Annotated in this window: 9 protein-coding genes; 6 read left to right on the top strand and 3 right to left on the bottom strand. The window is 70.9% G+C overall.

Annotation, left to right across the window (positions count from 1 at the left end; all coding sequences use genetic code 11):
* Positions 1-8: 8 nt before the first annotated feature.
* The 5 genes from mtrB (at position 9) to HHX40_RS06650 (ending at position 6,536) form a co-directional block, all read left to right on the top strand.
* Complete coding sequence (gene mtrB / locus HHX40_RS06630) at positions 9-1,760, top strand: MtrAB system histidine kinase MtrB (RefSeq protein WP_182879792.1); 1,752 nt, start codon at positions 9-11, stop codon at positions 1,758-1,760.
* Positions 1,750-3,522 carry an LpqB family beta-propeller domain-containing protein gene (locus HHX40_RS06635; protein WP_182879793.1) on the top strand — a complete coding sequence of 591 codons (1,773 nt, stop codon included), beginning with the start codon at positions 1,750-1,752 and terminating at the stop codon, positions 3,520-3,522. The genes mtrB and HHX40_RS06635 overlap by 11 nt, the downstream gene beginning before the upstream one ends.
* A 46-nt stretch (positions 3,523-3,568) precedes the next feature.
* Positions 3,569-4,438, top strand: a complete 870-nt coding sequence (locus HHX40_RS06640) for a ComF family protein (RefSeq protein ID WP_182879794.1) — start codon at positions 3,569-3,571, stop codon at positions 4,436-4,438.
* 526 nt (positions 4,439-4,964) lie between these two features.
* Positions 4,965-5,642, top strand: a complete 678-nt coding sequence (hpf, locus tag HHX40_RS06645; RefSeq protein ID WP_182879795.1) for a ribosome hibernation-promoting factor, HPF/YfiA family — start codon at positions 4,965-4,967, stop codon at positions 5,640-5,642.
* Between the two features lie 189 nt (positions 5,643-5,831).
* Entirely contained in the window at positions 5,832-6,536 is a 705-nt protein-coding gene (locus tag HHX40_RS06650; protein ID WP_111701573.1) for a response regulator, read from the top strand.
* A 13-nt stretch (positions 6,537-6,549) separates the two neighbouring features.
* On the opposite strand, the gene HHX40_RS06655 is transcribed toward HHX40_RS06650, so the two are convergent.
* From HHX40_RS06655 to HHX40_RS06665, 3 genes are all read right to left on the bottom strand, one after another.
* Positions 6,550-7,785, bottom strand: coding sequence for a pentapeptide repeat-containing protein (locus HHX40_RS06655; protein ID WP_182879796.1), 1,236 nt, complete (start codon positions 7,783-7,785; stop codon positions 6,550-6,552).
* A 360-nt stretch (positions 7,786-8,145) separates the two neighbouring features.
* Positions 8,146-9,351, bottom strand: coding sequence for a winged helix-turn-helix domain-containing protein (locus HHX40_RS06660; protein ID WP_182879797.1), 1,206 nt, complete (start codon positions 9,349-9,351; stop codon positions 8,146-8,148).
* 94 nt (positions 9,352-9,445) lie between these two features.
* The gene (locus HHX40_RS06665) at positions 9,446-9,718 is read right to left on the bottom strand and encodes an HGxxPAAW family protein (RefSeq protein WP_117410367.1); all 273 of its coding nucleotides are present in this window, start codon (positions 9,716-9,718) and stop codon (positions 9,446-9,448) included.
* A gap of 220 nt (positions 9,719-9,938) precedes the next feature.
* Between HHX40_RS06665 and secA the strand changes: the two genes are divergently transcribed.
* Complete coding sequence (gene secA / locus HHX40_RS06670; protein ID WP_182879798.1) at positions 9,939-12,740, top strand: preprotein translocase subunit SecA; 2,802 nt, start codon at positions 9,939-9,941, stop codon at positions 12,738-12,740.
* The last annotated feature ends 43 nt before the right edge of the window (positions 12,741-12,783 follow it).

The following is a 12,783-nucleotide window of genomic DNA, read 5'->3' on the forward strand; positions in this document are numbered from 1 at the left end:
CTCCGACCATGCCGGTACCCGCGAGAAAGTCCCGCCGCCGGACCCCTGGCCAGATCGCCCGTGGGGTCCGCAGACGCGCGCGCCGTCTCGCGGGCCGGCTGCGGGGCGTCTGGCGGCGCTCGCTCCAGCTCCGCGTCGTCACCAGCACGCTGGTGCTGTCGATGGCCGTCGTGGTCGTCCTCGGCGTGTTCCTGATGCAGTCGATCTACGCGTCGGTGCACAACGCCAGCGAGGTGTCCGCGGTCGCGGAGTCGCAGGCCAACAACGCCACCGCGAGCGGTTACCTGAGCCGGCTCTCCGACATCGGCGACGGCGGGCAGGACGGCTCGGCGCCCGGCCCGGTGGGCGATCCCGTCGACACGGCGGCCCAGGCGCTGGCGGACCGCTCCGGCGGCCGCTACGACGTCGTCATCTACAACACGAGCATGGTCGGGCAGGGCAGGGTCTCCAGCCAGATCGACCCGTCGAGCATCCCCGCCTCCCTCCGGGCGGACGTCAGGAACAGCGACGAGGACCACCCTCTGTGGCACCAGACCGTGACGGTGCGCTACATCGGCGCGAAGCAGCCCGGGCCCGCCCTGGTGGTCGGCGCCATGGTCAACGGGAGCTACGAGATCTACCACGTCTTCCCGCTGGGCGACGAGGAGAAGACGCTCCAGGCGGTCCAGCGGATGCTGATCGGCGCGGGCGCCGCGCTCGTGCTGCTGCTCGCGGGCGTCGCCTCGCTCGTCACCCGCCAGGTGGTCATCCCCGTACGGCTCGCGCGCCAGGCGGCGGAACGGCTGGCGGCCGGCCGCCTGGAGGAGCGGCTCAAGGTGCGCGGCGAGGACGACCTCGCCCGGCTGGCCACCTCGTTCAACGAGATGGCCTCCAACCTGGCGCTCAAGATCCACCAGCTGGAGGAGCTCTCCCAGGTGCAGCGCCAGTTCGTCTCCGACGTCTCGCACGAGCTGCGCACGCCGCTGACGACCGTCCGCATGGCCGCCGACCTGCTGTACGAGGGCCGCGAGGACTTCGACCCCTCGTCGGCGCGGGCGGCCGAGCTGATGCAGAACCAGCTCGAACGCTTCGAGTCCATGCTCGCCGACCTGCTGGAGATCAGCCGCTACGACGCCGGGGCCGCGACCCTCGACCTGGACCCCGTCGACATGCGCGACGTGGTGCTGCGCGCGGTGGGCGACTCCGAGACGCTGGCGGAACGGCAGGCCACCCGGTTCGAGCTGCGCCTGCCCAACGAGCCGTGCATGGCCGAGGTGGACAGCCGCAGGGTCGAGCGCATCCTGCGCAACCTGCTGTTCAACGCCATCGAGCACGGCGAGGGCCGGGACGTCGTCGTCACGCTCGGCGCCGACCGCGACGCCGTGGCCGTGGCCGTACGCGACCACGGGGTCGGCCTGAAGCCGGGCGAGGAGAACCTGGTCTTCGACCGCTTCTGGCGGGCCGATCCCTCACGTGCCCGCACCATCGGCGGCACGGGCCTCGGGCTGGCGATCTCGCGGGAGGACGCGATGCTGCACGGCGGCTGGCTCCAGGCGTGGGGCGCGGCCGGTGAGGGCAGCCAGTTCCGCCTGTCGCTGCCGCGCGTCGCGGGGACGCCGCTGCGCGGATCGCCGCTCCCGCTGGTCCCGCCGGAGGTGGAGATGCGGCGCACCTGGCGCAGCCACGCCACGCCGGTCCTCACCCCCGCCATCGGGGCGATCTCCGAGGCCGGGCCCCGTGTACGGGAGAGCGCCGAGGCGGGCGGTTTCGATGCGGACTGAGCGGCGCGCCGCGGTGACCCGCCGCCTCGCGGCGTTCGCGGGCGTGGTTCTCGTGCTGGCCGGCGGCGGGACGGCCTGTGCCACCGTGCCGACGAGCGGAGGCCCCCGGGTCGCCCAGGAGGACAAGAGCAAGGACACGCTCAGCGAGCCGTACGTGCGGATCATCGCGGAGCCGCCGAAGCCGGGCGCGCCGCCCGACGACATCGTCAAGGGCTTCCAGGCCGCCATGGCCTCCTTCGACGACGCCGAGCTGCGGGTCGCCAAGCAGTACCTCACCCCGGGCGCGTCCCAGCGCTGGAACCCGAGGCGGCAGACCCGCGTCTACGAGGGCAAGATCGAGCCGGACCGTACGCAGGACCTCGAACACGCCACCCGGACGACGGTGACGCTGAAGGGGACGAAGGTCGCCACGATCGACTCCGAGGGCAGGTACACCCCCGCGACCGGCGCTCTGGTCGAGCCGTTCACCCTGGTCAAGGTGGGCGCCGAGTGGCGGATCGACATCCCGCCGGACGCCCGCCTGCTGTCGAGCGACGACGTGCGGCGGGCCTACCGGCGGGTGGACCTCTACTACCCCCCGGCCACCCCGGCGACGGGGCTGGTGGCCGACCGGGTGTGGGTGCCCATCGAGCCCAGCAGAGGGGTGCCAGAGACACGGGTCCGCCGGCTGCTCGCCGGGCCGACCTCGTCGATCGCGAGCGCGGTGCGCAGCGCCTTCCCCGCCGGCACCGATCTCAACCGGATCTCCGTCGAGGGCGACACCGTCGTGGTCGACTTCACCTCGCAGGTGGACGCGGTGCCGTCCGACCGCCTCGACGCGCTGAAGGCGCAGCTCGTCTGGACGCTCGGCGACCTGGTCACCGGCCGCACGGTGGAGATCCGCGTCAACGGCGGCGGTTCCGGCGTCCGGTTCCGGCCCGCCGACTACGACGCCTACGACCCGAACGTGCTGACCGGTTCGCCGCAGGCCTACTACATGCAGGGCGGCAGGCTGCTGCAGTACAAGGAGAAGGGCGCCGGCACCCCCGTGCCGGGCGCGGCGGGCGAGCAGCCCGGGAAGTTCACCGAGCCGGCCGTCCTGACCCAGTATCCGATCCTGGTGGCGGCCCTGGTCAACGGTGACGGCGTCTACGTCGCGCCGATGACCGCGGGCAGCGCGTGGCAGCGGTGGATCGCCGGCAAGAACATGAGCCCGCCCTCCTGGGACCGGTACGGCGCCGTCTGGTCGGCCGAGAAGGTGAGTGCGCACGAGAGCCGGGTCTGGACGGCGGTCGCCGGCCAGCCGCGCAGGGTCGAGATCTCCGAGGAACTGTCGTACGGGCGCATCATCAAGCTGCGGGTCTCCCGCGACGGGGCCAGGGTCGCCGCCATCCTCGACGACGGGCTCGGCACCTCCGTGCGGATCGGCACGATTCTCCGTCTCGGCGAGCAGGTGCGGATCGAGGACGTGCGGACGCTCATCGACTCCCGCGACGACCAGCAGATCGAGGACATCGCCTGGCGGGACGCCACCGATCTGCTCGTGCTGTCCAAGGTCAAGAGCGGCCAGGAACTGACGCCGTGGTCGGTGATGGAGGGCAGGACGGACCCGGACGCCGGGCCGATCAAGCTGGATTCGAAGATCGACTCGATCGCCGCCGCCCCCGACCACGTCATCGCCGGAGCCGACGAGGGCCAGGTGATCAGCTACAGCACCGACAAGCAGGCCTGGAACCAGCTCGCCAAGGACGGCGCCACCACTCCCGTCTATCCCCTCGGCTGACCGGCCCGTCCGCCGGAATGTCGGTGGCGGGCGGGATGCTGGGCGCGTGGTGCCGGCGCTGCTCGATCTGATCCTCCCGCCCCGCTGCGCCGGATGCGGCGCGTGGGGCGCGGTGGCCTGCCCTTCCTGCCTGGCGAAGCTGCTCGGGGAGCCGGCCCCGCGGCCGCCGGACCCGGCGCCTCCCGGGCTGCCGGACTGCTGGTCGGCCACCGCCTACGAGGGCGCGGCCCGCCGGATGATCCTCGCCTGCAAGGAACGCGGCCGTACGGCTCTCGTGCCGGCCCTGGCCGCCTGCGTGGCGACCTGCGTCGCCGCCTGGCAGAACGAAGCCGAGGCGGAGGGGGAGCGCGCGGCGGGCCTGTCCGGCGCGGCCCTGTCCGGCGCGGGTCTGTCCGGTGGCGGCCGGGGCGGGGCCGGGGCAGGCGGGGATCGGGCAGGTGAGGGGGAGGCGGCCGTGACATGGCTGGTGCCGGTGCCGAGCGCCCGGGCCGCCGTCCGCCGCCGGGGTCACGACCCGGTGCGCGCCGTCGCGACGGCCGCCGTCCGCGAGCTGCGCGGGCGGGGCCGCGCCGCCGTGCTCGCGCCGCTGCTGCGGCAGCGCAGACGGGTGGCCGACCAGGCGGGCCTGGGCTCGCTGGAGCGGGCCGCCAACCTCTCCGGAGCCTTCGAGGTCGGGCATCGCGCCCTGGGGGCGCTGTGGCCGCCTCACAGCGGCACAGGGCGTGCTGTGGGGTTCCGGGTCGTCCTGGTGGACGACGTCGTCACGACCGGGGCGACGCTGGCGGAGGCGGCGCGGGCGCTGCGCGCGGCGGGCGTCACGCCGTCCGCGGCGGTGACGATCGCCGCCACCCCCAGGCGCGTCCCGTACGTCGCGACACGCCGGAAGCACCACATTCGCGATAATCACGGATGGTAAATCCTGAGGCAGGATCGCTCCTCGCCGCCGCGTAGGCGGACGAGACGGCGGATTCGGCGACCCACCTGCTCCAGAGAGGTGTGGACCCCGGATCGGCGGGGATTCCAGGAATATGACCGCGAGTTTTACAAGGGTGAGACGGCAACCCGGATCACGCAAAGTGATCGTCCGGCTCTCCTCTTGGCTGACATTCCTGTCGGCAGCGACTAGCGTTCAGACATGGCACCCGTCCGGGTCCGTGGTTGCGCCGGGCCGACTCCCTCGTGGGGTCCGGCCTGGCAAGCCGATGCCAGCCGCAGGCGAAACGGCCCACGTAAGGCGACTCTTGGTCGACCGATCACGGTGCGGCTTAGAGGTAAGTCCTGCCCTCCCGGGGGTCCAGATGTCCCCCGCAAGAGGAGAAGGGCAGTAGTGGCGACTGAGCCGCGAACCCCTCAGCAGGCGGATGTGGGGACGAAGACCAGGTCGGCCGGACGGGTGCTCCGTAAGCCGTGCACCGCAGTCGATGTGCGAAGGGAGGCTTTGCGTGGAAATCATCGTCAAGGGGCGGCACACCACAGTGAGTGACCGTTTCCGTGATCATGTGACGTCCAAGCTGGCCAGAATCCAACGACTGGACAACAAGCTCATCCAGGCCGATGTGGAGGTCTCCAAGGAGTCCAACCACCGGCAGAGCGGGCAACGCGAACGGGTGGAGCTCACCATCCACTCACGTGGCCCCGTCATCCGCGCCGAGGCGTGTGCGGACGACCGCTTCTCGGCGCTGGACATCGCCATCGGCAAGCTCGAAGAGCGGCTGAGGCGGCTCGCCGACCGCCGCAAGATCCACCACGGGAAGAACTGCCCGCCCTCGACGGCCGAGCTCACGGCGGTGATGGAGGACGCGCAGGGGGTGGTCCGCACCACCCGGGAGGAGCCCGGGCCGGTCGCGGAGGTCCAGGCGGTCGCCGAGTGGGAGCCGGAGCCGGAGCGGGTCGAGGATTCCGGGCCCATCGTGCCCATCGAGATGGACGGCGACGGACCGCTGATCGTACGCGAGAAGTTCCACAAGGCCGACCCCATGACGATCGACCAGGCGCTCCTGGAAATGGAGCTGGTGGGTCACGACTTCTACCTCTTCCGTGACAAGGAGGGGGGCCTGCCCAGCGTCGTCTACCGGCGGCGCGGCTACGACTACGGGCTCCTCAGGCTCGTCGAGCCCTGACACTGGTCGTCGCGCGGTCCCCGGCCGCTCCGGCCGGCGGGGCCGCGGTGCCCCGGCCCGGACGGACGCGGGCCGGGGCGCCGTGCGATCCCCTGTCGAGGGCCGGGCCGGCGCGACGAAGATCCCTAACACTCCGGAACCCGTGTAATGATGGCGATCCAGCGTCCTTGGCCCCCGCAAGGAGGTTCCGTGTCCCGACCCGACGAGGCGGCTCGAGCAGCCGGTAGAAGCGAGCCGATCCGTGTCCTGATCGTCGACGATCACGCACTGATCCGCCGCAGCCTGGAGCTCGCGCTGGCCGCGGAGGCGGACATCGAGGTGGTGGGCGAGGCGAGCGACGGCCAGGAGGCGGTGGAGCTCGCCGACCGGCTGATGCCGGACGTGGCGCTGATGGACGTCCGGATGCCGAAGCTGGACGGCATCGGAGCGACCCGGAAGATCAAGGAATCGGTGCCGAGCACCCGGATCATCATGCTGACGGTCAGCGACGAGGAGGAGGACCTCTTCGAGGCGATCAAGGCGGGTGCGACCGGCTATCTGCTCAAGGACGTCCAGATCGACGAGGTGCCCGACGCGGTGCGCGGGGTGCACGAGGGGCAGTCGCTGATTAACCCGGCCATGGCGGCCAAGCTGATCACCGAGTTCGCGAACATGAGCCGCAAGGAGGCCGAGCGGCCCCCGCAGCTTCCCGTTCCCCGCCTGACCGAGCGCGAGATGGAGGTCCTCCGCCTCGTGGCGAAGGGCATGAACAACCGCGAGATCGCCAAGGACCTGTTCATCTCCGAGAACACCGTGAAGAACCACGTGCGCAACATCCTGGAGAAGCTCCAGCTCCACTCGCGCATGGAGGCCGTGGTCTACGCCGTGCGCGAGCGCCTGCTGGAGATCACCTGAGCCTCGGCCGCGGTCAGAACCGTGTCGTGGCATCGACGACGGCCACGGTCCGAATCTCCTTCTCGGTCATCCCTCGCACGAACCTCAGGTCTGCGCCACGCAGTTGCGCGCCGGTCAGCCGCACCTTGGTCAGGTCCGCCTCGCACAGATCCGCGCCGAACAGGTACGCGCCGCGCAGGTCCGCGTGACTCAGGTCAGCGCCGCTCAGGTACGCCTGGACGAGCGCGCCGCGCAGGTCCGCGGAGCTCAGGTCCGCGCGGCGCAGATTCGCGCCGCCCACGTACGCGTCGCGCAGGTGGGCGCCGCTGAGGTCAGCGCCGCGCAGGTACGCGCTGCCCAGATTCACTTTGACCAGGTCCGCGCCGCGCAGATTCGCGCCGCGCAGGTTCGCGTTGACCAGGTCCGCGTCGCGCAGGTAGGCGCCGCTCAGGTCCGCGCCGCGCAGGTTGGCGTCGCTCAGGTTCGCGTTGCGCAGGTACGCGCCGCGCAGGTAGGTGCGAGGGAAACGGACCTGGGAGAAGTCGGTGGTCCCATCGCCGGTGGAGGGAGGGATGCCTTCGCTGTGGCCGGCGGCCAAGGCGGGGGCGATGGTCAGTGCCGCGAGCACGTCGGCCCCGGGCCTCATGATCGGGATCTCGGCGAGGGCGGAGAGGGTTTTCGCGGTGCACTGCTCAGGTGGTTTGCCCTTGCGGTCCTGTGGAGTGCAGGTGTCGTGGCCCCGGACGTAGGCGGCCAGGACGTTGCGGATGGTTTCGCGGTCGCGGGGGGAGTCGACCGTAAGGCGCTGCAGGGCGTAGATGCCGCCCAGGCGCACGTCCTGCTTGGATGAGCCGAGCTGTTCGACGGCCTTGGTGTAGCGGTCGGTGATCTGCCCCTGCTCCGCGGTCAGCTGGGCCTGGCGGGAGGTCTTCAGGGACTCGGCGGTGTACCGCAGGCCTTGAACGGTGAAGACCACGCCGCCGATGACGACCAGGCCGGTGGCGGCCTGGATCAGGGTGCTGCGGGCGGCGTTGACGGCCTCCACGCGCTCGACGACGCTCATCTGCCGGCGTTCGGCGGGCGTCAACGGGGCGGTCTCGCCGGCCAGGCGGCGGGCCAGCGGGCCGATCATGAATGCGATCCCCAAGCTGGCCGTGCCCGCCAAGGCCAGGCCGACAAGGGTCCAGCGCGCCCAGTTCGGACCCTGCAGCACCAAGGCCGCGGTGGAGCAGGCGCCGATCACGGCCATGGTCAGCAGCAGCCCGAGCACCCGAAGTAATCGGCGCCGAGGAGGTGCCGGGGCATCCTCTGCGGGACCCGATGTGCTCTCCGGCGCTGCCGCCGGCTGCGGCCCGGTAGGAGCTGCCGAGAGCGCGGGACGGGCGTGGTGGCGTACGCGGACGGCCATGGCCGCGCCGATGACCGCGGCCACGGCGATGACCGCGCGCGGCGGCACTCGGGAAGATCGGGACATGCCCCTATTGCACCGCTTGGGCAGGCAGTGCGCCGGAGAATCCGGCGGGCGGCCGCCAGGTGGATTCGGGCATGGCTCCAGGAGGCCTGGTCCTGCCGCATGAGCCGGTACTCGCCGGCACCGACCTCGGTCACTGTGGCCGGGCCGGCAGGCCGTTCAGCGCGGGTCGCGGGCCACGGCGGCGCGCAGCGGGGCCTCCAGTTCGGGCGTGCCGACGCGCTCCACCCGCACGCCGGTGCAGCCGACCCAGCTGGCGGCCTCCCACAGGGCGTCGCTCATCGCCTCCACGTCGCGGGCCCGTGCGCCCGGCTCGAAGCCGACCTGGCGGGCGACCAGGGTGGTGCCCTCGCGGGCCGGGTCGACCCGGCCGATGATCCGGCCGCCCGCGAGCACCGGCATCGCGAAGTAGCCGTGGACCCGCTTGTCCCTCGGCACGTAGGCCTCCAGCCGGTGGTTGAGGCCGAAGACGCGCTCGGCCCGCGCCCGCTCCCAGATCAGCGAGTCGAACGGCGACAGCGGCGTCGTGCGGTGCCGCCCGCGCGGCTCGCCGTCCAGCGCCGCGGGGTCGGCCCAGGCGTTGGGCCCGTCCGCGCCCGCGCCGCGCCGGACGGGCCAGCCCGACACCCGTACGGGCACGAGACCGGCCGCCCCGCTGAGCAGGGCCTCGTCGAGCAGGGCGGCGTGCGCGCCCCTGACGCGGGTGAAGTCGGCGAGGTCGGCCCGGGTGGCCACGCCCAGCGCGCGCCCGGCGATGCCGGTCAGCCGGGTCACGCACTCGGCGTCCGACAGGTCCAGGCCGAGCAGCTCCGCCGGGATCGCGCGCTCGGCGAGCTCGTAGACCCGCCGCCAGCCCACGCGGCGGGTGCAGACGACCTCGCCGATGTCGAGCAGCCACTCAATGGCGATCTTGGTGTCCGACCAGTCCCACCAGGGGCCACCGTTCTTGGCGCCGCCGATGTCGGCGGTGGTCAGCGGGCCGTCGGAGCGCACCTGCTCCAGCACCTTGTCCACCACGGGCGGCACCTCGTGCCACCGGAACCGCCGCTCCCGGAACGCGCGGCGGCGGAAGTCGTACAGCGGCCACTGCTCGACGGGCAGGACGCAGGCGGCGTGGCACCAGTACTCGAAGGCGCGGGCGGGGGTGTCCCAGTAGGCGCGCTCGACCGCGTCCCGGCCGACCGCGCCGAGCCTCGCGTACGCGACGAGCTCGTGGGAGCGGGCGAGGACGGAGATGGTGTCGAGCTGTACGGCACCGACGCGCCGCAGCATGGCGGGAACCCCGCCGGCGCGCGCGGCGGCGCCGAGGAAACCCTGGGCCCGGAGGATGATCCTGCGGGCCTCGTCGGCGGTCAGGTCGGTCACAGGAGGAGATGGTAGACGCGGTGACCGACAAAACGCCTACGGCGGTTCGGGGCCGGGCGGGCCGCTGAAAGCTTCAGCGGCCTCCTCTCCGGCTTCAGGAGCCGATGGACCGGTGCTCGAACGGGGAGTGGTGCTCCTGCACGTTGATCTCCCGGGGCGCGTCCACGATCACGTCCGAGAAGATGTCGAACGCGAGGGCGAGCAGCCCGCCCACGGCGCAGACGCCCGCGCCGATCCACACGAAGAGCCAGTTCGGGCCGAGGGTCAGCGCCACGCCCCCGATCGTGAAGCCGATGAGGATGATGCTGACGGCGAGCCATGATTTGGCGCTTCCCGCGTGGCTGCCCTGGTGTCCGCTCTGTGCCATACCCCGTTTTCTACCTGATGGGCCGGGCGGTCGGGACATCGGGGGAACCTTCTGGGCGGTTTTCTCCTTATGGGATAGGGGATTGTTGCGCGGCGCTCCGTCGTTTGAGGGTGGCTGTGTCTGGTGATGGAACCGCCTACGATGGTTAGCGGGGAAGTATGTCTCGTCCTCACACCCCGGTGGTCGACCGGGGTGAGACCTGCGAGGAGCTTTACTAAAAGTGCCAGCCATTCTCGACAAGATCCTTCGCGCCGGCGAAGGCAAGACTCTGCGGAAGCTCAAGCGCATCGCCGAGCAGGTCAACTCCATCGAAGAGGACTTCAAGAGCCTGTCCGACGCCGAGCTCCGCGCGCTGACCGCCGAGTACAAGCAGCGGCACGCCGACGGCGAGTCCCTCGACGACCTGATGCCGGAGGCCTTCGCGACCGTACGCGAGGCCGCCCGCCGGGTCCTCGGGCAGCGCCACTTCGACGTGCAGCTCATGGGCGGCGCCAACCTGCACATGGGCAACATCTCCGAGATGCGCACCGGTGAGGGCAAGACGCTCACCTGTACGCTCCCCGCCTACCTCAACGCGATCTCCGGCAAGGGCGTCCACGTCGTCACGGTCAACGACTACCTGGCCAAGCGCGACGCCGAGACGATGGGCCGCGTGCACCGCTTCCTGGGCCTGGAGGTCGGCGTCATCCTGGCCAACATGTCGCCGGACGAGCGCCGCAGGCAGTACAACGCCGACATCACGTACGGCACGAACAACGAGTTCGGCTTCGACTACCTGCGTGACAACATGGCGTGGTCCATGGAGGAGTGCGTCCAGCGCGGCCACAACTACGCCATCGTCGACGAGGTCGACTCGATCCTGATCGACGAGGCCCGCACCCCGCTCATCATCTCCGGCCCCGGTGAGCAGTCGGGCAAGTGGTACCAGGAGTTCGCCAAGATCGTGCCGAGGCTCCGCCGCGGCACCGAGGGCAAGGACGGCGAGGAGAGCACCGGCGACTACGTCGTCGACGAGAAGAAGCGCACGGTCGGCATCCTGGAAGCGGGCGTGGAGCGGGTCGAGGACTGGCTCGGCATCGACAACCTCTACAAGCCCGAGCACACCCACCTCGTGCAGTTCCTGAACAACGCGCTCAAGGCGAAGGAACTGTTCAAGAAGGACAAGGACTACATCGTCGTCGACGGCGAGGTCCTGATCGTCGACGAGTTCACCGGGCGCGTGCTGCACGGCCGCCGCTACAACGAGGGCATGCACCAGGCCATCGAGGCCAAGGAAGGCGTGAAGATCAAGGACGAGAACCAGACTCTCGCCACGATCACCCTCCAGAACTACTTCCGCCTGTACGAGAAGCTCGCGGGCATGACCGGTACGGCCGCGACCGAGGCGAACGAGTTCCACCAGACGTACAAGCTGGGCGTCGTCCCCATCCCGACCAACCGGCCGATGATCCGTCAGGACCAGGCCGACGTCGTCTACAAGACCGAGGACGCCAAGTTCCAGGCGTGCGTCGACGACATCAAGGCGCGCTACGAGCAGGGCCAGCCGGTCCTCGTCGGCACCACGAGCGTCGAGAAGTCCGAGAAGCTGTCGCGCATGCTCAAGCGCCAGGGCGTGCCGCACGAGGTGCTGAACGCCAAGAACCACGCCCGTGAGGCCGCCATCGTCGCGGAGGCGGGCCGCAAGGGCGCGGTCACCGTGGCCACCAACATGGCCGGTCGAGGCACCGACATCATGCTCGGCGGCAACCCCGAGTTCCGCGCCGACCTGGAGCTTCAGCAGCGCGGCCTGTCGCCGTCGGAGACGCCCGACGAGTACGAGAAGGCCTGGCCCGAGGCGCTGGAGAAGGCCAAGGAGGCCGTCAAGGCCGAGCACGAGCAGGTCGTCGAAGCCGGCGGGCTCTACGTGCTGGGCACCGAGCGGCACGAGTCGCGGCGCATCGACAACCAGCTGCGCGGCCGTTCCGGCCGTCAGGGCGACCCCGGTGAGTCGCGCTTCTACCTGTCGCTCGAAGACGACCTGATGCGCCTGTTCAACGCCGCCCGGGTCGAGATGATCATGACGCGGCTGAACATCCCGGACGACGTGCCGATCGAGTCGGGCATGGTGTCCAAGGCCATCGCGTCGGCCCAGCACCAGGTCGAGCAGCAGAACTTCGAGATCCGCAAGAACGTCCTGAAGTACGACGAGGTGATGAACCGCCAGCGCACGGTCATCTACGCCGAGCGGCGGCGGGTGCTGGAAGGCGCCGACCTGCACGAGCAGGTCCGGACCTTCGTCGTCGACGTGGTCGACGACTACGTCAAGGGCGCCACCGGCGAGGGCTTCGCCGAGGAGTGGGACCTCGACAAGCTGTGGAAGGCCTTCGGGCAGCTCTACCCCGTCTCCGTGACGGTTGAGCAGCTCGTCGAGGAGGCCGGTGGCGGCAAGGAGGACCTCGACGCCAAGTTCATCGCCGACAAGATCAAGGAAGACGCGCTCCAGGCGTACGACCGCCGCGAGGAGCAGCTCGGCCCCGAGGCGATGCGCGAGCTGGAGCGCCGGGTCATCCTCTCGGTGCTCGACCGCAAGTGGCGCGAGCACCTCTACGAGATGGACTACCTCCAGGAGGGCATCGGCATGCGCGCCTATGCCCAGAAGGACCCGCTGATCGAGTACCAGCGCGAGGGCTTCGAGATGTTCTCCGCGATGCTCGACGGCATCAAGGAGGAGTCGGTCGGCTACCTGTTCAACCTCGAGGTCGAGGTGCAGGCCAACCCGATCGTGGAGGAGAACGCCGAGGAGGACACGGCGCTGTCGGAGACCGGGTCGATCATCGCCAGGGCGCTGCGGCAGCCGTCGCGGCCCACCGAGATGGTCTACACCGCGCCCGGCGAGAGCGGCGACGTGGAGGTCAGCCGGGTCAAGTCGACCCCCGAGCAGCGTGCCGCGTACGGCGACGTCGAGCGCAACGCGCCCTGCCCCTGCGGCTCGGGCAAGAAGTTCAAGCGCTGCCACGGCGACCCGCGCAACCAGCAGGCCTGACCGCCGGGTGACCTGAGCTGAGGAGGACCCCGCCGGACATGTC

The organism is Microbispora sp. H10949 (genome assembly GCF_014161435.1).
Classification (GTDB): domain Bacteria; phylum Actinomycetota; class Actinomycetes; order Streptosporangiales; family Streptosporangiaceae; genus Microbispora; species Microbispora triticiradicis.